A 22,455-nucleotide genomic window follows, 5' to 3' on the forward strand; every position below is an offset into this window, starting at 1 on the left:
TCGAGTGATGCGCTTCTGCCCGGTCCTCGGACCGGGCGGGCATTGCGAAGGGGCCGCCCATCGGGCGGCCCCTTTTCGTTGGCCAGTTGTTGCACGCCGTGGCCGCCCCTGCGGCGCCCGGATCATGAACCGGCACACGAAAAGGCCGACCCGCGAACGGACCGGCCCTCGCGCCGCGATCGGCGCATCTGGGGCTGCGGAAGCCGCAGCCCGGAGTGGCTTATTGCTCTGCCTTGAACTGCAGCGACTTGATCAGCGCGCGGGTCACACCGGCTTTCTTGGCGGCGCCGCCGTCGGTGTTCTGCAGGGTGCCCGCGACGGCCACCAGCTGCTCGGTGCTCAGCGCCGAAAGATCGGTGCCGGGCAGCGCGCTTTCGATGATGTTGGTCGCGTTCGCAGCGGTGGAGGCAGCAGATGCTGCACCGGTCAAGGCTGCGGTGGCGATCAGGGCGGAGGTGATGAGGGTTTTCATGGGAGGATCCTTCCGTAACATTTTGAGCGGCATTCTTCGATGCCATTTGGGGAGGCGCCGAGGCGCTGGGGACTGTTGCCCCGGGGAGGGGCGGGTCGTTCAGTTCGGACGGCCCGCCGTATCCGTCACGCGAGGTGTCGCGTGAAGGGGAAAGCGAGGGCGCGTGGGAGGACGCGCCGCGCCGCTCACTGCAGCGATTTGATCAGGGCCTCGCCGGTGCCGATCTTCTGCGCGGCGCCGTCGACGCGGTCCATCGCCTGGGCAACCGAGACGATCTCGGCGGCGGTCAGACCCGACAGTTCTGCCTGCGGGATCAGGGACAGGATTTCCCTCTGTGCGGCAGCGGAGGTCGAGGTTGCTGCGGAGGCAGCGCCTGTCAAGGCAGCGGTGGCGATCAGTGCGGATGCGATGAGAGTTTTCATGACGACATTCCTATTTCTTGCGGTTGATTGCGGTGGCGTCAGGCGTCGCCGCATCCCTTCTTGCGTCGGGGATGAGAAGTAAATCGTTGTTCTGAGGACATTTATCAAATCACCGGATTGCTCACGGCTGATCGCGAAATCGTGGGCTTGAAAGTGAGCGACCGGCTTCCCATAGGGCGGGAACCTGCAGATTTTCTGAGGAAATGAACTGAGGGGTTTAGTTTCAGGCGCAGATTTTTTGTGAACTAAACTTAAAAAACCCTAGGGTTTCCAAAAAATCACCAGGCCCTGTGCGTTTTTGAACAGCCTGGATCGACGCCCGGGTCCACCCAGTGGAGTCCTTGAAATGGCGTCGAATTTCCGCGCAACCGGAGCGCTTGTCCTTTGCCTGATCCGGTGTACTTTCTGGCCCATGCAAGAGCTTGTCCCACACCCCGAAAACCTGATCGAAACCGGATTCGTGCTCTCGGGGCCGGAGCGTGGGCGGCGCCTGCTACCCCCAGAGGCCCCGGAGGTGTTGCGCAGCGACACGCTGGGCTGGGTGCACCTGCGCGCCGCGCATCCCGATGCGCCGGGGTGGATCGTGGATAACCTCTCGTACCTCGACCCGACGATCATCGACGCGCTGGTGGCCGAGGAAACCCGGCCGCGCATCACCCGCATCGGTGACGGGCTCATCGTCATCCTGCGCGGCATCAACACGATCGAGGGGGAAGACCCCGAGGACATGGTCTCGATCCGCCTGTGGATCGACGAGAACCGCATCGTCAGCCTGTCGCGCCGAAAGGTGCGGGCGGTGGAGGACATTGCGCAGGCGCTCGAACTGGGCAGCGGTCCCGAGGATTGTGCCGCGTTCCTGTCGCTGCTGGTCGAGCGGCTGACCTACCGGATCGAGGCCTTCTGGAGCGGCATCGAGGACGAGGCCGACCAGCTCGAGGAGGACGTGCTCGAGGAGGGGCACGAGGCGATGCGCCAGCAGCTGGTCGAGTTGCGCCGCCGCGCCATCATCCTTCGGCGCTACCTGCTGCCGCAGCGCGACGCCCTGCGGGCCTTGCAGAGCAGCCATCCGGACTGGCTTGAGATCGACGACCTGCGCCAGCTCGAGGAGGAGCTGGATGCGCTGGAGCGGGTGGTGGAAGATGCCGACGCGATGCGCGAGCGCATGGCGCTGGTGCGCGACGAGCTGGCAGGGCAGCTCTCGGACCGGCTGAACCGCAACATGTACATGCTGTCGGTGCTCTCGGCGCTCTTCCTGCCGCTCGGCTTTCTGACCGGGCTCTTCGGGATCAACGTCGCGGGGATGCCGGGCGCAAGCGAGCCGGTGGCGTTCTGGCTGTTCTGCGGCGGACTTCTGATCGTCGTCGCGCTGCAAATGCTGATCCTGCGCAAGCTGCGCTGGATCTGAGGGCATCCACGCCCGCGCCGACCTCAGGCGTGGTCAGGCCAGGTTGAGCTCCTTGGCGATCATGGCCGCGTGGGTGCGATTGCGCGCCTCGAGCTTGCGGCTGAGGGTCTTCACGTGCAGCTTTATCGTCACTTCCTGCAGGTCGAGATCGCGGGCGATCTCCTTGTTGGACTTGCCGGCGCAGAGGCCACGGAGCACCTCGCGCTCGCGCGGTGTCAGCTCGGCGGCCTTGCCGTCGGGAACCTGGGTCATGAAGCTATAGGGGGCAAAAACCTCGCCCGCGGCCATCACCTGCGCGGCGCTGACAATCGTCTTGGAGGGCAGGGTCTTGGGAATGAATCCCGCCGCGCCGGAGCGAATCGCCGCCTGGGCGATGTCGGCCGTCGCGGTGCCCGAAAGCAGCGCCACGGGCACACCCGCGCAGGCCTCGCGCATGCGGTCGAGCCCCGTGAGGCCGGACATGCCGGGCATATTGTAGTCGAGCAGGATCAGGTCGAAGGAAATGCCTCGGTCGACAAGCGCGATCGCCTCGTCCAGCGTTGCCGCAGTGTCCACGTCATCGATACCCTCCGAGCGCAGGAAGGCGGCAATCGTTTCTCGGACGAGGTCGTGGTCATCGGCGACCAGAATACGCATATGTCCTCCGGGTGCGGCCTATGCCACAAGCGATTTCTGGCGCAAAATTATTACCGGTTGGTTTCGCTAACTGGTTCGGTCACTCGCAATATGGTAGCTCTTTGCGCTTGGGTAACTGGCTCGTATGATATTGAGCGGCAATAAGGTTCGCAAGGAGGTTGAGCGTCATGTTCCGTTGGGTAGCTTGCTGTGCGTTTCTCCTTCTCAAAACCGTTCCGGCGTTTGCCATTTCGCTGGAAGCGCCCCAGGGGCCGGTGCTGCTGACGGTGACCGGCGCGGTGCCCGTGACAAACGCTCCCGAGGGCGCCCAATTTGATTTGCACATGCTGGAATCCATCGGGACCACGACCTTCACCACCGCCACCATCTGGACCGAGGGAGCGCAGCGCTTCACCGGCGTGTCGCTGCACGATCTGATTCAGGCGCTGCAGGTGACCGAGGGGTCGCTGCGGGCGGTGGCGATCAACGAGTATTCCGCCGAAATTCCGCTCGAGGACGCGGTTCCGGAGGGGCCGATCATCGCCTGGGCCCGCAACGGCTCGCTGATGAGCGTGCGCGACAAGGGGCCGCTCTGGATCGTCTACCCCTTTGACGACTATCCCGAGTACCGCAGCGAGATCATCTTTGCGCGCAGCATCTGGCAGCTCAGCCGGATCGTTATCGAGCCGTGAGCGCCGCAACCTCCTCCGAAGAGGGCAGTAGCCTTCCAACCCGCAAACGCTGGGCCGCGCTGAGCGCGCCCTTTATCGTTTTGTGTCTCGCGGCCTTGGTGTTGCTGACGGTCGATGCCGCCCGGCAGATCCAGGGGCTCGCCACCGCCAATTCGGACAATGGTCAATGGTCGCTGGCGCAAATGGAGGTGGAATTCAGCCGCCTGCAAAGCGAGCTGGACCGGCCGGTCGAATATCTGCGGATCGACGAATTGCGGTTGGCCTTCGACATTTTCTTCAGCCGTTACCAGACCGTTTCGCGGGGCGCGCTTTACGCCGGGATCGTGAATACGCCGAACGCGCAGCAGCCGATGGAGACGGTGAGGTCCTTTCTCGACCGGGCCGTGCCATATCTAGATGGCCCCGACAGCGGGCTTCTGGCTGCGCTGCCGAAGCTGCGCACCGAGGCCGAGCAGGTGCGGCTTGCCGTGCGGGAGGTCTCGCTCTCGGGGGTGCGGGCCTTCTCGGCGGCTTCGGACATGCAGCGGCGCAAGGTGATGAATTCGCTCGTGCGCCTCTCGGGCATGGCGCTGATCCTCGTGCTGGCGCTGGCGCTCGGCGTCGTGGCGCTGTGGCAGCTGATGCATGTGGCGCGCGACCAGGCGCAACGGCGGGCGAAGGCAAACCACCGGCTCGAGGCGGTGGTCTCCACCGCGCTCGACGGGATCGTGGTCACAGATCGTGACGGGGTCATCCTGCAGTTCAACGGTGCGGCGGGCTGTATCTCGGGCCATGACCGTCGGCAGGTGCTGGGCCAGCGCGTCTCGACGCTGCTGTTTCCGAAAGACAGCGAAGAGGCCAAAGGTCAGGGCCTTGGACGCCACGCAGGGCGCGGGCGGGTGCGGTGCGAGGGGGTGCGGGCCGATGGCAGCCGCTACCCGATGGAACTCTCGGTGACCGAGACCGAGCACGAGGGCGATCTGCTGCGGGCGATCTACTTCCGCGATATCACCCGCGACATCAGCGCCGAAGAGGAGCTGGTCGAGGCGCGGGACCGCGCAGTCGAGGGGGAGCAGGCAAAGGCCCGCTTCATCGCGATCATGAGCCACGAGATGCGCACCCCGCTGAACGGGATGATCGGCGCGCTCGAGCTGCTGAGCGAGACCGAACTGGGCCGCGATCAGCGCGAATACCTGCAGATCCTGCGCCGCGCCGGCGACGTGCTGCTGCAGCACGTGAACGACGTTCTCGACCATTCGCGGCTCGAGAACGGGCGGTTCAGCTTCGCCCGCACGCCCTATTGCCCGGTGGATCTGGTGCGCGAGGTCGTCGACGTGCTGCGCCCCACCGCCGCTGCGCGAGGCAACATGCTGCAGGTCCGGCTGCCCGATGAGACCGTCCCGCTGCTGATGGGTGACCGGGCGCGGCTTCGGCAGGTGCTGGTGAACCTCGTCGGCAATGCGATCAAGTTCACCGAGAACGGCGAGATCCAGCTCTCGCTCTTCGCCCTGTCGCAGGACGGGAGGTTGACCTTCGAGGTCGACGACAACGGCATCGGCATTCCGCAGGACCAGCTTGAACGCATCTTCGAGGATTTCGTCACGCTCGACTCCTCCTACATGCGGGCCGCCGAGGGCACCGGGCTCGGCCTTGGCATCGTACGGAGGCTGGTGCGGGCCATGGGCGGCGAGGTTTCGGTCGAGAGCGATCCGGGCGAGGGCACGCGGTTCCATGTCTCTCTGCCCGCCGAGCGCGCGCCGAAGAAGACGGTGCTGACGCAGCCGGTCGAGTCCATCCCCGAGATGGCCCCTTCGCGGGTCCTCGTGGTCGAGGACAACCCGGTGAACCGCCTCGTCGCGACGGCCATGCTGCGCAAGATGGGCCATTCGGTGACCGAGGCGCATGACGGCGCCGAGGGGCTGCGCATCGCCGCGACAGAGCGTTTCGACATCGTGCTGATGGATATTTCCATGCCGGGTCTCGATGGGGTCGAGACGACGCGGCGCATCCGCATCGGCGGCGGCGCCAACGTCGAGACACCGATCGTCGCACTCACGGCCCACGCGTTGCCGGCCGACGTGGCGCGCTTCCGCGATGCTGGCATGAGCGCCACGCTGACCAAGCCGATCACCTGGCGCGCGTTGGCCGAGGTGATCTCCGGCCTCGCGCCGAGGGCGGACAGCAGCACCGACCGCTCCGGCACCGGCGCGGATGGCCCACCAGGGACGGCCGAGGATGTGCTCGACGACGTCGCGCTCGGCGCGGCGGCAGAGTCGCTCGGGCCCGAGCTTTTCGCCACCCTGCGCGACCGTTTCCTGCAGGAAACCGAGACCGGCCTCGCCGGTCTGGCCGAGGAGCTGGGCGCGGGGATCGAGCCCGAGCGCTACGCGGAAAAGGTTCACCGCATCGCCGGCTCCGCGGCGGTCTTCGGCGCCAGTGCGCTGCACCGAGTGCTGCGCCTTCAGGAGGACAGGGCGCGCGCGGGTGCGCAGCTGCCTCCGGACAGCCTGGACGTGGTCCTGCCGGTCTGGCGCGCCACGCGCACGGCGCTGCTCGGGCTGGAGCTTCAGGACTGAGGTTCAGCCCTGGCTGCGGGCAAGGTCCGTGAGGATCGGGCAATCCGGGCGGTCGTCGCCGTGGCAGGCCTGGACCAGATGCGCAAGCGTGTCGCGCATCTGCTGAAGCTGGGAAAGCTTCTCGTCGATCTGCGCCAGATGCTCCTCGGCGATGTGCTTCACCTCGGCGCTGGCGCGGCTTTCGTCCTCGTAGAGGGCGAGCAGAGCGCGGCAGTCCTCGATGGTGAACCCGAGCGCGCGGGCCCGTGCCAGGAAGGCCAGCTTGTGCACGTCCCGTTCGGTGAAGGCGCGGTACCCGTTGCTGCCGCGGTGCGGGGTAACGAGGCCGATGTCCTCGTAATAGCGGATGGTCTTGGGCGGCAGCCCGGCGCGGGTCGCGACGTCTCCGATGTTCATGCCTGCGCCTCCTCGTGGCTGTGGCCTTGTGCCCGGTGCGGGCGGGTCTCTGGCGGCATGGCGGGGACGAGCCGTCGCAACCGCAGCGCGTTGCTCAGTACAAAGACCGACGAAAGCGCCATCGCCCCCGCCGCCAGCATCGGCGAGAGCAGCGTGCCGAACGCCGGGTAGAAGACACCCGCCGCCACCGGGATCAGCGCGACGTTGTACCCGAAGGCCCAGAAGAGGTTCTGCCGGATATTGCGCAGCACCGCGCGGCTGAGATGCACCGCCTCGACCACGCCTTTCGTGTCACCCGAGACCAGCACCACGTCGGCGCTTTCGATGGCGACATCCGTGCCGGTGCCCATGGCGAGACCCACCTCGGCCTCGGCCAGCGCCGGGGCGTCGTTGATGCCGTCCCCGACGAAAGCCACGGCGCCATGCGCATCGCGCAGCGCCCGCACCGCGTCGCGCTTGCCTTCGGGCAGCACCTCGGCCTCGACGTGGTCGATGCCGAGCTCGGCGGCGATGGACCGCGCCGTGGCGCGCGTGTCGCCGGTGATCATCGCGGTCTTGAGCCCCATCTCGTGCAGCTTCGCAACCGCTGCCCTGGCCCCGGGCTTGACCTTGTCGGCGACGGCCAGCGCCCCGGCGATCTGCCCATCGACCGCAACCAGCACGGGCGTCTGCCCGGCACCGGCGATCTCGTCATGCGCGGCGCTGAGAGGGCCGAGCTCTATGCTCTCGCGCGCCATCAGTCGGGCGGCGCCAACCAGGATGCGGCGGCCCTCCACGGCGGCGCTGAGACCATGCCCCGCGATCGCCTCGACGTCCTCGGCCTGTGGAAGGGGGCCCTCGGCGGCGCGCTCCAGCGCCCGTGCGATGGGATGCTCCGAGCTTCGCTCGGCGCTGGCGGCAAGGCGCAGCACCTCGGCCTCGGCGAAGCCCGGCGCGGCGACGCTGCGGACCAGCTCGGGACGGCCTTCGGTCAACGTGCCGGTCTTGTCGAAAGCGACGATGCCGACGCTTTCCAGCCGTTGCAGCGCGTCCCCCTTGCGGAAGAGCACACCCAGTTCGGCCGCCCGCCCGGTGCCCACCATGATCGAGGTCGGCGTGGCGAGCCCCATGGCGCAGGGGCAGGCCACGATCAGCACCGAGACCCCGGCGACCAGCGCGTAGGTGAGGGCGGGGGAGGGGCCGAAGATGAGCCAGGCCAGAAAGGTCAGCGCAGCCACGGCCATGACCGCGGGCACGAACCAGATCACCACCTTGTCGGCGAGCGCCTGGATCGGCAGCTTGGCCCCCTGCGCCTCTTCGACCATGGCGATGATCCGCGCCAGCATGGTGTCTGCGCCGACAGCCGTCGCCCGGAAGCTGAGTGCGCCCGCGCCGTTGACCGTGCCGCCAACGACGGTGGCGCCTTCGGATTTCTCGACGGGCACAGCTTCGCCGGTGATCATGCTTTCATCGACGTAGGAGCGCCCGGTGAGCACCTCGCCATCGACTGCGATGCGCTCGCCGGGGCGGACATGAAGCACATCGCCGAGCGTCACCTCGGCAATTGGCTGCTCGGTGATCTCGCCGCCGCGCTCGACCCGCGCGGTCGAGGGTTTCAGCCCGACCAGCCGCTTGATCGCCGCACCGGTGAGGCCCTTCGCCCGTGCCTCGAGGAATCGACCGAGCAGGATCAGCGTGACAATGACCGCCGCGGCCTCGAAATAGACCGCCCGCGTGCCCTCGGGCAGCAGCCCGGGCAGGAAAAGCGCGACGGTGGAATAGAGCCAGGCCGCCAGCGTGCCGAGCGCAACCAGCGAATTCATGTCCGGAGCGCCCTTGAGCAGCAATGGCAGGCCGATCTGGTAGAAGCGCCGGCCCGGCCATACGAGCACGGCGGTGACCAGCACGAACTGAATCAGCCAGGCGCTGGTGGTGCCGATGGTCGAGGCGATCAAATGATGCACGCCGGGGATGAAATGCCCGCCCATCTCCATTAGGAAGACTGGCGCTGTCAGCGCCGCGGCAATGATCAGGTCACGCTTCAGCGCCGCCTGCTCGGCGGTCTTGCGCGCCGCCTGTTCGGCGCTGTCGTCGCTGGTGAGGCTGGCCTTGTAGCCCGCCCCCTCGACCGCGCGGATCAGCGCGGGTGCCTCGGCGGAGCCCGCGAGCAATTTCACCTCGGCGGTCTCGCTGGCGAGGTTCACATTGGCCGAGAGCACACCCGGTACACCCGCCAGCGCCCGCTCCACGCGCCCCGCACAGGAGGCGCAGCTCATCCCCGCGATACCAAGCCTCAGGGCGGCCTCGCGCGCTGGGTAGCCCGCCTTGTCGAGCGCGGCGCGCAGGGCAGGGACGCCGGCGCTGCCCTCGACCCGGGCCATCTTCGTCGCGAGGTTTACCGAGGCGTCGGTCACCCCCTCGACCCCCGCGAGCGCCCTTTGGGCGCGCCCGGCGCAGCCGCCGCAGGTCATCTTCATCACTTCGAAGCGCAGGCTGTCTTGGGCCATGGCGCGACTCCTTCCAATACTGGTCGGCTCCCTACATAGGGGTTCCAGTCACTGGAAGGTCAAGGGGCGCAGTGTCGCATTGTGCGATGGAGGCAGCGGTCAGTTGAGCGGACACTCCAGCCGCCTGCGGCATTCCTCGCAGAGCAGCGGCAGCCCGACCCGCTCGGCGGCATTGGCGAGCGGCAGGATATGCGCCGGCAGCACCAGCATGGCGGCCTCGGCCAGCGCGAGGTCGCGGTCCTGCTCGGTGGCGGTCATGACGAAGCGGGCGATCGCGCGCTCGTCGTCCGAGACACCCAAGGCGTCGGTGGGCAGAATCAGCGGCCCGTGCCAGCCGTGGCGGGTCAGGATCTCGGCGAAGTCCCCAAAGGCGCGCAGGCAGGAACGCGCGCGGCTGAACCCGAGCGCATCGCGCAGCTCGAGCTGCGCAGTGGCCTCGTCCGCCTCGCGCCAGAGCCGCAGCAGCTGTACCACCCGCGTTTCCGCGGGGCGCAGAGCCACCCGGTCGAACCTTTCATGTCGCATGGAACCTCTCCCAGCCAGTCGCCCCTGAAGGGCCGTCGATCCGGGCTGTCCCGAAGACGGGACTGGCTGGGTGAGGTAATCCTGATTGTTTAAATCAGGTAAGTCAAGCCGCGCCGCCGAGGCCAGTCTCGGCCTCGATTTGCTTGCGCGATTTGCGGGCGCGTTCGGTGGCCGATTTCAGCTGGCCGCAGGCGGCCATGATGTCCTCGCCGCGCGGGGTACGGATCGGCGAGGCGTAACCTGCCTTGTAGATGATGTCGGCGAACTGCTTGATCCGCGGCCAATCCGAGCGCTGGTAGGGGGCGCCGGGCCATTCGTTGAACGGGATGAGGTTGATCTTGGCGGGAATGCCCTGGATCAGCTTCACCAGGCGGCGCGCATCGGCATCCGTGTCGTTCACGTCCTTGAGCATCACATACTCAAAAGTGATGCGCTCGGAGTTCGACAAGCGCGGATACTCGCGAAGGGTGTTCAGCAGCTCCTCGATGTTCCAGCGCTTGTTGATCGGCACCAGCTTGTTGCGCACCTCGTCGGTGGTGGCGTGGAAGCTTACGGCCAGCAGGCAGCCGATCTCTTCGGCGCATTTGGCGATCTCCGGCACCACGCCCGAGGTCGAGAGGGTGATGCGGCGGCGCGACAGGGCGATGCCCTCGCCGTCCATGGCGATCTTCATCGCGTCGCGCACGTTGTCGAAGTTGTAGAGCGGCTCGCCCATGCCCATCAGCACGATGTTCGACAAAAGGCGCGGCCCGCTCTCGCCGGTGCCTGTACCGGGTTCGGGCCACTCGCCGAGGTCGTCCCGCGCCAGCATGACCTGGCCGATGATCTCGCCCGCGGTGAGGTTGCGCACCAGTTTCTGCGTGCCGGTGTGGCAGAACGAGCAGGTCAATGTGCAGCCCACCTGGCTCGAGATGCAGAGCGTGCCACGGTCTTCCTCGGGGATGTAGACCACCTCGACCTCGTGTCCGCCGGCGATCCGTACGAGATACTTGCGGGTGCCGTCTTCCGAAACCTGTTTCGAGACGATCTCGGGCAGGTCGATGGTGAACTTGTCGTCGAGCAGCGTCCGATAGTCCTTGGCGAGGTTGGTCATCTCGGCGAAGTCGCGCACGCCCCAGTGATAGACCCACTGCCAGATCTGACCCACACGCATCTTCGCCTGCTTCTCGGGCGTTCCGGCCTCGATCAGCGCGGCGCGCAGGGCGTCGCGGGTGAGCCCGACGAGGTTCAGCTTGCCGTCTTCCGGCAGCTTGCGGGGGATCGTCACCACGTCCTGGGTGATCGGCGCGCTGGCAGTCATCACGTCATCCTCGGAAAAAGAAGGCCTCTCCATACAGGATTCGGCTGCAATAAGTCAAAGGGAACGCGCAGGCGCGTTCCCTCGAAGAAGCTCATCTGTGGATGGCCCCGGAAAAATTCAACAGACCTGCGGCCTTTCGGCCCCGAGGGCGACGTGCCTGCGGCTCAGCCGCTGCAGCGCTTCTGGGCGTCTTCCACCGCGGCCGTGAAGCCGAGCAGCGAGAAGGTGTCCTTGGTCTTGGTGCCGCGGCTCGAACCGGCGCTGAGCACCGCGTCGGAGCCGCGCTTCATCGCCGCGATGATCTTGGCATCGTCCTGCGGAGTCGCCGGCCAGGCCCATTCCCCCTCGGTGTAAAGGTCGAACTTCTCGCCCGAGATGTCCACGGCCACGGTCGAGCCGCCCGCAAAGGGATAACCGCCGGTGAAGGCCACCTGACCCATGACATTGGCCTCGGGACGGTAGAAGACCATAAGCAGGATGTCGCCGCGCTTCACCGATACGACGCGGCCGTCCTTGGTGTTGACGCTTTCCTTGTAGGTGGTCACCGCCCAGCATTCGCGGGGGCTCTGCCCCTCGAAGACCGACCAGTCGGTGATCGCGTTCACCCGGTTGGTGCTTTCCTCCTGCGCAACCGCAGCCGTCGCGCCAAGCGCGAGCGCCGCGCCCAGAACCCCACCGAGAATTGACTTCATACCTGCAGCCTCCAGCCGTGCTTGCCTCTTGTTGCCCGTTCGCGCCCCGACCTGTGACAGCTCTGTTCCAGACATCTGTCGGTCTCTTGACCGGCGCGACCATTCGTGCTCGACGGCGGGACAATAGACCGAAACACGCGGGGCGAGAAAGCCCCGATGGCAGAATATCGCTTGTTTGTGAGGACCCACATGCCCCAAGACACCGTCACCGCTGCCGTGCCCCTCGTCGAGGTTCGCCGCGGACCGCTGACCGAGAGCCTGCACCTTGGCCATGCGGTCATCTGTGACACATCCGGCGGCATCGTCGAGGCCTGGGGTGACCCGCAGGCGGTGGTCTACCCGCGCTCCTCGTCGAAGATGATTCAGGCCCTGCCGCTGGTCGCCTCGGGCGCCGCCGAGGCCTGGCATCTAACGCCGCCGCAGCTGGCGCTCGCCTGCGCCTCGCATCAGGGCGCGCCGATGCACGTGGGGGCGGTCGAGGCCTGGCTCGCCGACCTCGAGCTCTCCGACGACGACCTGCGCTGCGGCCCCCAGCCGAGCCGGGACAAGGCGCTGAAACTGCAGATGATCCGCGAGGGCAAAAGCCCCTGCCGGGTGCACAACAACTGCTCGGGCAAACACGCCGGCTTCCTGACATTGAGCCAGTATCTTGGCGCGGGCCCGGACTACGTTCTTCCCGAACACCCGGTGCAACTTGCAGTGCGCGACGCCTTCGAGACCGTCACCGATGAGGTCAGCCCCTGCTATGGCATCGACGGCTGCTCGGCGCCAAACCTTGCCACCTCGATGCTTGGCATGGCGCGGGCCATGGCCTGGTTCGCCGGCGCGCATCACCGCTACGACGGTCTCAGCCGCGCCGGGGCGCAGCTGGTCGAGTCGATCTACACCTATCCCGATCTCGTCGCCGGCGAGGGCCGCGCCTGCACGCTGCTGATGCGCGCCGCGCTCGAGCCGGTTGCCATCAAGACAGGCGCCGAGGGGTATTTCGTCGCGATCCTGCCGCAGCGTGGCCTCGGCGTTGCGGTGAAGATTCTCGACGGCGCAACCCGCGCGGCGGAATGCGTCATGGCCTCGCTTCTGGTGCGGCTTGGCGTCGCGGATCCGGCGCATCCCGACGTGCACCGTTTCCTCAACCCCGAGCTGTGCAATTTCGACGGGCTGGTGACCGGCGAGGTCCGCCCCCTCGACACGCTCTTTGCCGCATGAAAGGATAAGGGGCGCCAAGAGTGCCCCTTCTTCTCTTTGCAATCGCGCCGGGGTGAGTTGACCGAAGGCCAAGAGGGTCTGATCCCCCCTTGCTCCTTCCCCAATCGCCGTCCGTTCAGCCCTCGAAATCGCTGCGGGCATAGCCCTGCAGGAACAGCAGCGCCGTCAGATCGCCGAGGTTCACCCGCAGGTCGCACTCCGCCTGAACCGAGGGTTTTGCATGCAAGGCGACGCCAAAGCCGGCACGGCCGAGCATGCCCAGGTCATTCGCCCCGTCGCCCACCGCCAGCACGTCTGCCTCGGAGATGCCGAGCCGCGCGCTGATCTCCTCCAGCGCCTGCACCTTGGCCTCGCGCCCCAGGATCGGCTGCGCCGGCACGCCGGTCAGCTTGCCGTCTTGCACCAGCAGCGTGTTGGCGCGGTTCTCGTCGAAGCCGATCCTCTCGGCAACGCGCGCGGTGAAGGCGGTGAAGCCGCCCGATACCAGCGCGGCATAGGCGCCATTCGCCTTCATCGTCGCGACCAGCTCGGGCCCGCCCGGCATCAGCGTGATGCGGGTCTCGAGCACCTTGCCGATCACACTCTCAGGCAGGCCCTTAAGCAGCGCAACGCGCTCGGTCAGCGCGCCCTCGAAGTCGAGCTCGCCGTTCATCGCGCGGGCGGTGATCTCTTTCACATGCGCGCCGACCCCGGCTTCCTCGGCCAGCTCGTCGATGCATTCCTGCTGGATCATCGTGCTGTCCATGTCCGCCAGCAGCATCTTCTTGCGGCGCCCCTCGGCGGCCACGATGTTGACGTCGGCTTGCGCGGTAAGCGAGCTGCGCACCTCCTCGAAATTGCCGGGCATTGACTCGACCGGGAATTCCGCCGCCTCACCGTCCGAGAGCACGGTGACCGGACCGCCGCCGAAGGCGTTGCGCAGGCTCTCGACCAGCGCGGTATCCAATGTGCCGGGGCGGGCGATGAGCGAGACGATCTGCATGAGGAGCACTCCAATGTCTGACGCGGCGGCTTCTGGCACGGCGCGCGGGGCTTTTCCAGCCTCCGCGGCGGGGAGGGCGGCGGCATGTGCGTGAGATGTGCACGAAATGCGCACGCGAAGCGCACTGGCCCGTGACTTGCAATCGCGCCCTTGCCCCGACATATCCAAGGGCACTGGAGGACCGCACAATGCTCCGAAACATCCTGATCATTCCCGCATTTGCCATCGCCGTCACCGCAGCCCCGGCCCTCGCCGAGAGCCAGGTTCCGCAGAGCCAGGCGGAGATTTCCCTCTCGTTCGTACCACTGGTGAAACAGGCCACCCCCGCGGTGGTGAACATCTACGCCAGCCGCGTGGTCGAGGCCCACAGTCCGTTTGCAGGAGATCCTCTTTTCGGGAACCTTTTCCAAGACTTCCGCGGCCGCCCGCGGGTACAGAACTCGCTCGGCTCGGGGGTGATCCTGTCCGAAGACGGCATCGTCGTGTCGAACTACCACGTGGTCGGCCAGGCCACCGACATTCGCGTGGTGCTCAACAATGGTGCCGAATACGACGCCGAGGTGCTCTTGGCGGACGAGGAGGCCGATCTCGCCATCCTCAAGCTCGACGGCGCCAAGGGCATGCCGTTCCTGCCGCTGCGCGACAGCGACACCGTCGAGGTGGGCGAGCTGGCGCTGGCGATCGGCAACCCCTTCGGCGTGGGGCAGACCGTGAGCTCGGGGATCGTCTCGGGGCTCGCCCGCTCGGGCACCGCGACCGGCAATGCCCGCGGCTATTTCATCCAGACCGACGCGCCGATCAACCCGGGCAACTCCGGCGGTGCGCTGATCGACGTGAAGGGCCAGCTCATTGGCGTGAACACCTCGATCCTCACCCGCTCGGGCGGCTCCAACGGCATCGGCTTCGCCATCCCCTCGGCGCTGGTGAAGCAGTTCGTCGAGCAGGCCGAGGCGGGCAAGACGTCCTTCGAGCGGCCTTGGGCGGGAATGAGCGGGCAGAGCGTCGACGCAGACCTCTCGCAGAGCCTCGGCATGGGGCTGCCCGGCGGCGTGCTGGTCTCTGAGCTCCACGAGGCCAGCCCCTTCGCGCAGGCCGGGATGGACGTTGGCGATGTGGTGCTGGCGGTGGACGGGCAGGGGGTGAACACCCCCGCCGAGATGCTGTACCGCATGTCGGTCACCGGGCTCGGCCACAAGGCAGAGGTCACCTATCTGCACGACGGTACGCAGCAGCAGGCCAAGGTCGCGATGATCGCCGCCCCCGACGATCCGCCGCAGCAGCGCGTGACGCTGGACGAGCGCGCGGTGCTGCCCGGCCTCACGCTGGCGCGTGTGAACCCGGCGGTGCAGACCGAACTCGGCCTGCCTCTGTCGGGCGGTGAGGGCGTGGTGGTCGTCGATCCCGGCCCCTGGGGCGCCCGGATCGGGCTGCAGCGGGGGGACCTACTGCGCGCGGTCAACGGCCACGGCATCGAGCTGCCGGGCGACGTTGACGGGCTGCTGAAGAGCGCCGCCCCGCGCGTCCAGATTGATGCGCAGCGCGGCAATGGCCGCATCTCGCTGCGCTTCCGCGTCTGAGGGCACCGCGCGTGGCCGATCTCTTCGACGACCCCCCGGGCAGTCGCCCCGAGCCCGAGCGGAGCGGTCCCCGCCCGCTGGCGGATCGGCTGCGTCCGACGGCGCTCGGCGAGGTGATCGGCCAAGCCCATGTGCTTGGTCCCGAGGCGCCTCTCGGCATCATGCTCGCCTCGGGCGCGCTCTCGAGCCTGATTTTCTGGGGTCCGCCCGGAGTCGGCAAGACCACGATCGCGCGGCTGCTGGCGGATGCCACTGACCTGCATTTCGTCCAGATCAGCGCCATCTTCACCGGCGTGCCCGAGCTGAGGAAGGTCTTCGAGGCCGCCCGTATCCGCCACCGCAACGGCCAGGGCACGCTGCTCTTCGTCGACGAGATCCACCGGTTCAACAAGGCGCAGCAGGACGGTTTTCTGCCGCATATGGAGGACGGCACGATCCTCCTTGTCGGCGCCACCACCGAGAACCCCAGCTTCGAGCTCAACGCGGCGCTGCTGTCGCGCGCGCAGGTTCTGGTGCTGGAGCGACTCTCGCGAGACGATCTCGAGCGTCTCGCACAGCGCGCCGAGCAGGAGTTGGGCCGCCCCCTGCCGCTTGACGGGGCCGCCCGCGCGGCGCTGGTGGAAATGGCTGACGGCGACGGTCGCGCGCTGCTCAACTTGATCGAGCAGATCGCGGCCTGGACTGTCGAGGGCGTGCTCTCCACCGACGCGCTTTCGACCCGGCTCATGCGCCGCGCCGCGCAATACGACAAGTCCGGCGACGGGCATTACAACCTGATCTCGGCGCTGCACAAATCTGTGCGCGGCTCGGACCCCGATGCCACGCTCTACTGGTTCGCCCGTATGCTCGAGGCCGGGGAGGACCCGCGCTTCCTCGCTCGGCGCATCACCCGCATGTCGGTCGAGGACATCGGCCTTGCCGATCCGCAGGCGCAGGCGATCTGCCTGCAGGCCTGGCAGACCTACGAGCGGCTCGGCTCTCCCGAGGGCGAGCTGGCGCTGGCGCAGGCGCTGGTCTACCTCGCGCTGGCGCCGAAATCGAACGCCACCTACGTGGCCTACAAGGCCGCTCGCGCCGCTGCGAAGAAGACCGGCTCGCTGCCGCCGCCCAAGCACATCCTCAACGCCCCGACAAAGCTGATGAAGGAACAGGGCTACGGCAGCGGCTACGCCTATGACCACGATGCCGAGGACGGCTTTTCCGGCCAGGACTACTTCCCCGAGGAGATCGGCAGGGACAGCTATTACACCCCGGTCGAGCGCGGCTTCGAGCGCGACCTGAAGAAGCGCCTGGAGTATTTTACCAAGCTGCGGAGGGAGCGGTCCCCTTGAGCTTCTCCTAGGCGGAAATATCCCGGGGCAGTCGCGGCGTGGCCAGAGCGCTCTCTCGGCGCGGCGCGTGCCGGACGCGCGCACATGGCGGCCATGCGCCGCAGCATTGGCTCCGAACCCCCGAAAATCTTGACATTCCGCGCCCCCTCGCACATGTCCCGCGGATGATCCTCACGGTCTTACAAGTTGCGCTCGGGGGAGCGCTTGGCGCCAGCGGGCGCTATCTGACCGGCCTCGCCATGACGCGGCTGCTCGGAAGGGGATTCCCGTGGGGGACGCTGACGGTGAACATCCTCGGCTCCTTTGCCATGGGGGCCCTCGTGGTGATCCTCGCCAATACCTCCAACCGCTTCGCGCCGTTCCTGATGACCGGCGTGCTGGGCGGGTTCACAACCTTCTCGGCCTTCTCTCTGGACTTCGCCACGCTCTACGAGCGCGGGGATGTCGCGCAGGCGGGCCTTTACGTGGCGGCCTCGGTGGCCGTCTCGCTGGCAGCACTCTTCGCGGGGCTGCTGGTCACTCGGAGTTTCTTCGCATGAGCCGCGTTCAGACAGTCACCGTGGGGCCGGGCGACGGCGATCAGCGCCTCGACCGCTGGATGAAGCGGCATTTCCCGCACGTCCCGCAGGGCCGCATTGAAAAGATGTGCCGCAAGGGCGAGATCCGGGTTGATGGCGGTCGGGTGAAAGCCTCGACGCGCCTCGCGGTGGGCAACCAGGTGCGCATTCCGCCGCTGCCGGAGCCCGAGGAGATGGCCAAACTCGCAGCGACGCCGAAGTCCAAGGTCTCGGATGCAGACACCAAGCTGATCCAGTCCTGCGTGCTGTGGAAGGACGATCACATCATCGCGCTCAACAAGCCGCCGGGCATGCCGACGCAGGGCGGCTCCAAGCAGACCCGCCACGTCGACGGGCTGTCGGAGGCGCTGAAGTTCGGCAGCGACGAGAAGCCGCGGCTGGTCCACCGGCTCGACAAGGACACCTCGGGCGTGCTGCTGCTTGCGCGCACCCGCGAGATGGCGCAGGCGCTTACCGCCGCGATCCGCCACAAGGAAACCCGCAAGATCTATTGGGGGCTGGTGGCCGGTGTGCCGACGCCCTACCTCGGCGAGATCAAGTACGGGCTGGTGAAGGCCGGCGGCCATGGCGCCTTGGGCGAGGGCGAGAAGATGCGCGCGATCCACCCGCGCGACATCGACAGCACCCCCGGCGCCAAGCGCGCGCATACGCTTTATGCCACGCTCTACCGGGTTGCCGGGCGGGCGAGCTGGGTGGCGATGGAGCCCGTGACGGGCCGCACGCACCAGCTGCGCGCGCATATGGCCGAGATCGGACATCCGATCATCGGCGACGGCAAATACGGCGGCTCGGGGCAGGAGAACCTTGGCGACGGCTGGGGCGCGCAGCTCGGCGGCATCATCTCGAAGAAGCTGCACCTGCACGCGCGCTCGATGACCTTCCTGCATCCGGTCACCAAGAAACCGATGACCGTCACCGCGCCGCTGCCAGACCACATGGCACAAAGCTGGGAGACCTTCGGCTGGACCGAAGAACTCGCCGCGGACGATCCCTTCGAAGAGCTGCACTGAGGGGGCGGGTGCCATGGATCTGAAGCTGATCATCTTCGACGTCGACGGCACGTTGGTCGACAGCCAGGCGGATATTCTCGCGTCGATGCGCGGGGCCTTTGCCCAGGTCGGCATGGAGGCTCCGAGCCGCGAGGAGATCCTCGGCATCGTGGGGCTGTCGCTGCCTCTGGCCGTGGCGCGGCTCGCACCGGGCGTCGATGCCGCCACCCTCGAGGCCATGGTCGAGGGCTACAAAGCCTCCTACATGCGCCTGCGAACCGAGAATGGCACCGAGGCCAGCTCGCCGCTCTACCCGCACGTCCGCGAGGTGCTGGACGCGCTGCACGCCCGACCCGAGTGGCTGCTCGGCATCGCCACCGGCAAGTCGCGCCGCGGGCTCGACCGGCTGGTCGACGCGCATGGCATCCGCCGCCTCTTCGTCACCCAGCAATGCGCCGACGATCATCCCTCGAAGCCGCATCCCGCGATGATCGAGGCGGCACTGGCCGAGGCCGGCGTCGCGCCGCATCAGGCGGTGATGCTGGGCGACACCAGCTTCGACATGGACATGGCGCGCGACGCCGGGGTCCACGGGATCGGTGTCAGCTGGGGCTATCACGACCGCGCGCGGCTTGCGTCCGCGCGCACCATCATCGACGACATCCGCGCGCTTCCGGCGCTGCTGGACCAACTCTGGAGCCAAGCCGCATGAGCGAATGGGCCCCCCGCCGCTTCTACAAGGACGCCACGGTCGAAACGGCCGAGGGCGGCTTCATCGTGCATCTCGACGGTCGCCCGCTGCGCACGCCGGGCAAGGCGCCGCTGGTGGTGCCGAGCCGTGGGATCGCCGAGGCCATGGCCGAGGAATGGCGCGCGCAGGACGAAAAGATCGACCCGCGCACCATGCCCTTTACCCGCACCGCCAACAGCGCCATCGACAAGGTCGCGCCGCAGCACCCCGAAGTGGCCGACATGCTGGCGGAATACGGCGACAGCGATCTGCTGTGCTACCGCGCCGAGAGCCCGGCGGAACTGGTCGCGCGGCAGGCCGAACGCTGGGATCCGCTGCTCGACTGGGCGGCGCGCGAGATGGGAGCGCGGCTCGAGCCGCGTGCCGGGATCATGCATGCCGCGCAGCCCGAGGCGGCGCTGCGCCGTCTTGCGGAGCGCACCCACGCGTTCAGCCCGTTCGAGCTGGCAGCTTTCCACGACCTCGTTGCGCTGACCGGCTCGCTGGTGCTTGGTTTTGCCGCCACTCGAAGCGAGCACGATGCCGAGGAACTCTGGGCACTGTCGCGTCTCGACGAAACCTTCCAGGAAGAGCTTTGGGGAGAGGACGAGGAAGCGCAGCAAGCGGCGGAAATCAAACGCCTGGCATTCCTGCACGCGCACCGGTTTTTTGCCCTCTGCCAAGCTGCCTAATCTCAAACCTCTCAAGGGATCCTTGCGTAAGATCCGGGCATTTGCATGCCCTTTTCGCGCCGGAGCGGCTTGACCTAGCCAAAACTTTCCTCCCAAACTCCCCTCAGCACAGGGAGGGAGCCCCTGGCTAATAAGCCGATCCAGCAAGGATCAAGGAACCGGCTCAAGAGGGCCGGACAACAGGAAGAGGTTAACATGAAAAAGACCGTAACTCTCGGCGCTCTGACCGTCGCCGCACTCGCGGCCGGTGCAGCCGGCGCCGCGACCCTGGACGACGTGAAAGCGCGGGGGGAGCTGAAGTGCGGTGTGTCCACGGGCCTCGCCGGTTTCTCGGCGCCCGATGCAAACAACGTGTGGCAGGGCTTTGACGTGGCATATTGCCGTGCGCTCGCCGCAGCGGTCCTTGGCGATCCGATGAAGGTTGCCTTCACGCAGACCACCGGTCAGACCCGCTTTACCGCGCTGGCGTCCGGCGAGATCGACGTGCTGGCCCGCAACACCACCTGGACCTTCTCGCGCGACGTCGACCTGAAGTTCGAATTCATCGGCGTGAACTACTACGACGGCCAGGGCTTCATCGCTCCGAAGTCGCTGGGTGTGGCCTCGGCCAAGGAACTCGATGGCGCCACCGTCTGCATCCAGACCGGCACCACCACCGAGCTGAACCTCGCGGACTTCTTCCGCGCCAACAACATCAGCTACGAGCCGGTTCCGATCGAGACCAACGCCGAAGCGCAGCAGCAGTACCTTGCCGGCGCCTGTGACGTCTACACCACCGATGCTTCGGGCCTCGCCGCCACCCGCGCCACTTTCGAGAACCCGTCGGATCACGTGATCCTGCCGGAAATCATCTCGAAAGAGCCGCTCGGTCCGCTCGTTCGCCACGGCGACAGCGAGTGGGGCGACATCGCCCGCTGGACTCTCAACGCGCTGATCGCGGCCGAAGAATACGGCGTGACCTCGGCCAACATCGCGGAACTGTCCTCGGCACCGACGAACAACCCCGAGATCAACCGTCTGCTCGGCACCGAGGGTGAACTGGGCGCGATGCTCGGCCTCGACGCCGAATGGGCCCAGCGTGCCATCATGGCCGGCGGCAACTACGGCGAGATCTTCGAGAAGAACATCGGCGAAGCCACCCCGATCGGCCTGTCGCGCGGCCTGAACGCGCAGTGGACCGAAGGCGGCCTGCTCTACAGCCCGCCCTTCCGCTAATACCGGATTCGGCGAGGGGCGCAGGGACAACCTGCGCCCCTTTCCACCTATCAAGACGATTTCGCCTTCATAATACGAAAGCGCGCTTCCGGCAGGACAGACGGTGGAGCAACCACCGCGGTATCCTTCGGTGACGGAAGCGTCCGGGGAGAACTAAATGGCGACCATCTCGGATCCGCCGGAGCGTGGCTTCCGGCTGAGTCAGCTTATTTTCGACACGCGCTACCGCTCGATGACCATCCAGGTCGTCGCGATGGTCCTGATAGGGCTGCTGCTGTCGTGGCTGATTTCCAACACGATCCATAACCTCGAGGCACTGGGCAAGGACTTCAACTTCGGATTCCTGTCGCAGCCCGCAGGCTATGACATCAACCAGCAGCTCATCGACTACAACAACCAGATGACCCACGGTCGGGCGGCGCTGGTGGGCATCCTCAACACGCTGCTCGTGGCTGTCCTGGGCTGTGCCCTTGCCACGGTGCTGGGCGTGATCGCGGGCGTGCTGCGCCTGTCCAACAACTGGGTCGTCTCGCGGCTGACCGCGGTCTACGTCGAGGGCTTCCGGAACGTGCCGCTGCTGCTGTGGATCGTGCTGATCTTCGCGCTGATGACCGAATCCATGCCGTCCCCGCGGGACTTCCGCGGCGAGGACGGCTCCTCGATGCTGCTGGGTGAGAGCGTGGCGATCACCAATCGCGGCGTCTACATTCCCAACGTGGTGTTCAGCCGCTCGCTGGGGGGCAACGAGATCGCCGCCCCCGAGCCAGAGGCGCCCGCCGCGGCCGCAACGCCCGGCACCAACATGGCCGGCACCTACGGCGCGAGCCGCATCGCCACCGGCGGGGCAGGCGTACAGACCGGTCAAAATGACACCGCAGCCGGCTCGGGCAGCGCCTCGGGGGATGGCGCCGCAGGCGGCGCTGAAGTCGGCGAGGTCATCCCGACCTCTTCCTTCTGGGACTGGCTGCTGATCATCGCGGTGCTCATCGCGGGCGGGATCGGCGCAAAATTCCTCGGCAAGCGCGCTGCGCGCATCCAAGAGGCCACGGGCAAGCGACCGATGACCCTGCCGCTGCAGATTGCCGCGATCCTGGTACCGCTTATCGTGGTCCTAGTGGGGCTTGGCGCCTCGCTCGACAAGCCCGAGCTGGGGGGCTTCAACTTCGACGGCGGCGTGCACCTGCGCAACTCGCTGATCGCCCTGTGGCTGGCCCTGTCGCTCTATACCGGCGCCTTCATCGCCGAGATCGTGCGCGGCGGTATCCTCGCGATCTCCAATGGCCAGACCGAGGCAGCCTACGCATTGGGCCTGCGTCCGGGCACGACGATGAACCTGGTGATCCTGCCGCAGGCGCTGCGGGTGATCATCCCGCCGCTGATCTCGCAGTTCCTCAACCTCACCAAGAACAGCTCGCTCGCCATCGCGGTGGGCTACATGGACGTGCGCTCGACCCTCGGGGGCATCACCATCAACCAGACCGGCCGCGAGCTCGAGGGCATGCTGCTGCTGGGCCTGTTCTATCTGGTGCTGAGCCTGCTGATCTCGGGCGTGATGAACGTCTACAACTCCTCTGTGAAGCTGAAGGAGCGGTGAC

The 22,455-nt window shown here is 67.0% G+C and carries 21 protein-coding genes; 12 read left to right on the top strand and 9 right to left on the bottom strand.

The window, feature by feature from the left end:
* Positions 1-220 precede the first annotated feature (220 nt).
* Complete coding sequence (locus G0Q01_RS10135) at positions 221-472, bottom strand: hypothetical protein (protein WP_108967212.1); 252 nt, start codon at positions 470-472, stop codon at positions 221-223.
* A 185-nt stretch (positions 473-657) separates the two neighbouring features.
* Positions 658-894, bottom strand: a complete 237-nt coding sequence (locus G0Q01_RS10140) for a hypothetical protein (RefSeq protein ID WP_108967210.1) — start codon at positions 892-894, stop codon at positions 658-660.
* A gap of 412 nt (positions 895-1,306) precedes the next feature.
* Here G0Q01_RS10140 and G0Q01_RS10145 point away from each other — a divergent pair, with 412 nt between their 5' ends.
* On the top strand, positions 1,307-2,299 hold the full coding sequence (locus G0Q01_RS10145; protein ID WP_164194356.1) for a zinc transporter ZntB: 993 nt from the start codon (positions 1,307-1,309) through the stop codon (positions 2,297-2,299).
* Between the two features lie 33 nt (positions 2,300-2,332).
* On the opposite strand, the gene G0Q01_RS10150 is transcribed toward G0Q01_RS10145, so the two are convergent.
* The gene (locus tag G0Q01_RS10150; RefSeq protein WP_108967206.1) at positions 2,333-2,935 is read right to left on the bottom strand and encodes a response regulator transcription factor; all 603 of its coding nucleotides are present in this window, start codon (positions 2,933-2,935) and stop codon (positions 2,333-2,335) included.
* Positions 2,936-3,102: 167 nt separating this feature from the next.
* Here G0Q01_RS10150 and G0Q01_RS10155 point away from each other — a divergent pair, with 167 nt between their 5' ends.
* Positions 3,103-3,606 (top strand): molybdopterin-dependent oxidoreductase, encoded by a 504-nt coding sequence (locus G0Q01_RS10155; protein WP_164194360.1) that lies wholly within the window; start codon positions 3,103-3,105, stop codon positions 3,604-3,606.
* Positions 3,603-6,161 carry an ATP-binding protein gene (locus tag G0Q01_RS10160; RefSeq protein WP_164194363.1) on the top strand — a complete coding sequence of 853 codons (2,559 nt, stop codon included), beginning with the start codon at positions 3,603-3,605 and terminating at the stop codon, positions 6,159-6,161. Before G0Q01_RS10155 ends, G0Q01_RS10160 begins: the two co-directional genes overlap by 4 nt.
* A gap of 3 nt (positions 6,162-6,164) precedes the next feature.
* Here G0Q01_RS10160 and cueR read toward each other — a convergent pair whose 3' ends face one another.
* The 5 genes from cueR to G0Q01_RS10185 form a co-directional block, all read right to left on the bottom strand.
* Positions 6,165-6,557, bottom strand: a complete 393-nt coding sequence (gene cueR / locus G0Q01_RS10165; protein WP_164194367.1) for a Cu(I)-responsive transcriptional regulator — start codon at positions 6,555-6,557, stop codon at positions 6,165-6,167.
* Positions 6,554-9,043, bottom strand: coding sequence for a heavy metal translocating P-type ATPase (locus G0Q01_RS10170; protein ID WP_164194371.1), 2,490 nt, complete (start codon positions 9,041-9,043; stop codon positions 6,554-6,556). The genes cueR and G0Q01_RS10170 overlap by 4 nt, the downstream gene beginning before the upstream one ends.
* Before the next feature lie 99 nt (positions 9,044-9,142).
* Positions 9,143-9,568, bottom strand: a complete 426-nt coding sequence (locus tag G0Q01_RS10175; protein WP_164194376.1) for a hypothetical protein — start codon at positions 9,566-9,568, stop codon at positions 9,143-9,145.
* A 103-nt stretch (positions 9,569-9,671) separates the two neighbouring features.
* Positions 9,672-10,868, bottom strand: coding sequence for a 23S rRNA (adenine(2503)-C(2))-methyltransferase RlmN (rlmN, locus tag G0Q01_RS10180; protein ID WP_108967194.1), 1,197 nt, complete (start codon positions 10,866-10,868; stop codon positions 9,672-9,674).
* A gap of 164 nt (positions 10,869-11,032) precedes the next feature.
* Positions 11,033-11,560: an invasion associated locus B family protein gene (locus tag G0Q01_RS10185; protein ID WP_193989037.1), complete on the bottom strand. Its 528-nt coding sequence runs from the start codon at positions 11,558-11,560 to the stop codon at positions 11,033-11,035.
* A gap of 189 nt (positions 11,561-11,749) precedes the next feature.
* Here G0Q01_RS10185 and G0Q01_RS10190 point away from each other — a divergent pair, with 189 nt between their 5' ends.
* The gene (locus G0Q01_RS10190) at positions 11,750-12,766 is read left to right on the top strand and encodes an asparaginase (protein ID WP_108967192.1); all 1,017 of its coding nucleotides are present in this window, start codon (positions 11,750-11,752) and stop codon (positions 12,764-12,766) included.
* Positions 12,767-12,881: 115 nt separating this feature from the next.
* Here G0Q01_RS10190 and serB read toward each other — a convergent pair whose 3' ends face one another.
* Positions 12,882-13,748, bottom strand: a complete 867-nt coding sequence (gene serB, locus G0Q01_RS10195) for a phosphoserine phosphatase SerB (RefSeq protein WP_164194379.1) — start codon at positions 13,746-13,748, stop codon at positions 12,882-12,884.
* A gap of 188 nt (positions 13,749-13,936) precedes the next feature.
* On the opposite strand from serB, the gene G0Q01_RS10200 reads away from it, so the two are divergent.
* From G0Q01_RS10200 to G0Q01_RS10235, 8 genes are all read left to right on the top strand, one after another.
* On the top strand, positions 13,937-15,325 hold the full coding sequence (locus tag G0Q01_RS10200) for a trypsin-like peptidase domain-containing protein (protein WP_164194382.1): 1,389 nt from the start codon (positions 13,937-13,939) through the stop codon (positions 15,323-15,325).
* Between the two features lie 11 nt (positions 15,326-15,336).
* Positions 15,337-16,656, top strand: a complete 1,320-nt coding sequence (locus G0Q01_RS10205; protein ID WP_164194385.1) for a replication-associated recombination protein A — start codon at positions 15,337-15,339, stop codon at positions 16,654-16,656.
* A 164-nt stretch (positions 16,657-16,820) separates the two neighbouring features.
* Entirely contained in the window at positions 16,821-17,195 is a 375-nt protein-coding gene (gene crcB / locus G0Q01_RS10210; RefSeq protein ID WP_108967185.1) for a fluoride efflux transporter CrcB, read from the top strand.
* Positions 17,192-18,244 carry an RluA family pseudouridine synthase gene (locus G0Q01_RS10215; protein ID WP_164194389.1) on the top strand — a complete coding sequence of 351 codons (1,053 nt, stop codon included), beginning with the start codon at positions 17,192-17,194 and terminating at the stop codon, positions 18,242-18,244. Before crcB ends, G0Q01_RS10215 begins: the two co-directional genes overlap by 4 nt.
* Before the next feature lie 13 nt (positions 18,245-18,257).
* A complete protein-coding gene (locus tag G0Q01_RS10220) occupies positions 18,258-18,935 on the top strand; it encodes an HAD-IA family hydrolase (protein WP_164194393.1) in 678 nt (225 codons plus the stop codon).
* Positions 18,932-19,645, top strand: a complete 714-nt coding sequence (locus tag G0Q01_RS10225) for an ATP12 family chaperone protein (RefSeq protein ID WP_164194396.1) — start codon at positions 18,932-18,934, stop codon at positions 19,643-19,645. Before G0Q01_RS10220 ends, G0Q01_RS10225 begins: the two co-directional genes overlap by 4 nt.
* 195 nt (positions 19,646-19,840) lie before the next feature.
* A complete protein-coding gene (locus tag G0Q01_RS10230; RefSeq protein WP_164194401.1) occupies positions 19,841-20,860 on the top strand; it encodes an amino acid ABC transporter substrate-binding protein in 1,020 nt (339 codons plus the stop codon).
* A gap of 157 nt (positions 20,861-21,017) precedes the next feature.
* Positions 21,018-22,454 (top strand): amino acid ABC transporter permease, encoded by a 1,437-nt coding sequence (locus tag G0Q01_RS10235; RefSeq protein ID WP_164194404.1) that lies wholly within the window; start codon positions 21,018-21,020, stop codon positions 22,452-22,454.
* Position 22,455 lies beyond the last annotated feature (1 nt).

The sequence above is a fragment of the Salipiger sp. PrR007 genome (assembly GCF_010499845.1).
Taxonomy (GTDB): Bacteria; Pseudomonadota; Alphaproteobacteria; order Rhodobacterales; family Rhodobacteraceae; genus Salipiger; species Salipiger pacificus_A.

What these genes read in the sequence shown, in the direction of transcription:
- G0Q01_RS10215 (WP_164194389.1), top strand. Translation starts at nt 17,192, where the DNA reads ATGAGCCGCGTTCAGACAGTCACCGTGGGGCCGGGCGACGGCGATCAG.
- G0Q01_RS10200 (WP_164194382.1), top strand. Translation starts at nt 13,937, where the DNA reads ATGCTCCGAAACATCCTGATCATTCCCGCATTTGCCATCGCCGTCACC.
- G0Q01_RS10175 (WP_164194376.1), bottom strand. Translation starts at nt 9,568, where the DNA reads ATGCGACATGAAAGGTTCGACCGGGTGGCTCTGCGCCCCGCGGAAACG.
- G0Q01_RS10190 (WP_108967192.1), top strand. Translation starts at nt 11,750, where the DNA reads ATGCCCCAAGACACCGTCACCGCTGCCGTGCCCCTCGTCGAGGTTCGC.
- G0Q01_RS10155 (WP_164194360.1), top strand. Translation starts at nt 3,103, where the DNA reads ATGTTCCGTTGGGTAGCTTGCTGTGCGTTTCTCCTTCTCAAAACCGTT.
- crcB (WP_108967185.1), top strand. Translation starts at nt 16,821, where the DNA reads ATGATCCTCACGGTCTTACAAGTTGCGCTCGGGGGAGCGCTTGGCGCC.
- G0Q01_RS10185 (WP_193989037.1), bottom strand. Translation starts at nt 11,560, where the DNA reads ATGAAGTCAATTCTCGGTGGGGTTCTGGGCGCGGCGCTCGCGCTTGGC.
- rlmN (WP_108967194.1), bottom strand. Translation starts at nt 10,868, where the DNA reads ATGACTGCCAGCGCGCCGATCACCCAGGACGTGGTGACGATCCCCCGC.
- G0Q01_RS10145 (WP_164194356.1), top strand. Translation starts at nt 1,307, where the DNA reads ATGCAAGAGCTTGTCCCACACCCCGAAAACCTGATCGAAACCGGATTC.
- G0Q01_RS10235 (WP_164194404.1), top strand. Translation starts at nt 21,018, where the DNA reads ATGGCGACCATCTCGGATCCGCCGGAGCGTGGCTTCCGGCTGAGTCAG.
- G0Q01_RS10220 (WP_164194393.1), top strand. Translation starts at nt 18,258, where the DNA reads ATGGATCTGAAGCTGATCATCTTCGACGTCGACGGCACGTTGGTCGAC.
- G0Q01_RS10140 (WP_108967210.1), bottom strand. Translation starts at nt 894, where the DNA reads ATGAAAACTCTCATCGCATCCGCACTGATCGCCACCGCTGCCTTGACA.
- G0Q01_RS10135 (WP_108967212.1), bottom strand. Translation starts at nt 472, where the DNA reads ATGAAAACCCTCATCACCTCCGCCCTGATCGCCACCGCAGCCTTGACC.
- cueR (WP_164194367.1), bottom strand. Translation starts at nt 6,557, where the DNA reads ATGAACATCGGAGACGTCGCGACCCGCGCCGGGCTGCCGCCCAAGACC.
- G0Q01_RS10230 (WP_164194401.1), top strand. Translation starts at nt 19,841, where the DNA reads ATGAAAAAGACCGTAACTCTCGGCGCTCTGACCGTCGCCGCACTCGCG.
- G0Q01_RS10150 (WP_108967206.1), bottom strand. Translation starts at nt 2,935, where the DNA reads ATGCGTATTCTGGTCGCCGATGACCACGACCTCGTCCGAGAAACGATT.
- G0Q01_RS10170 (WP_164194371.1), bottom strand. Translation starts at nt 9,043, where the DNA reads ATGGCCCAAGACAGCCTGCGCTTCGAAGTGATGAAGATGACCTGCGGC.
- G0Q01_RS10225 (WP_164194396.1), top strand. Translation starts at nt 18,932, where the DNA reads ATGAGCGAATGGGCCCCCCGCCGCTTCTACAAGGACGCCACGGTCGAA.
- serB (WP_164194379.1), bottom strand. Translation starts at nt 13,748, where the DNA reads ATGCAGATCGTCTCGCTCATCGCCCGCCCCGGCACATTGGATACCGCG.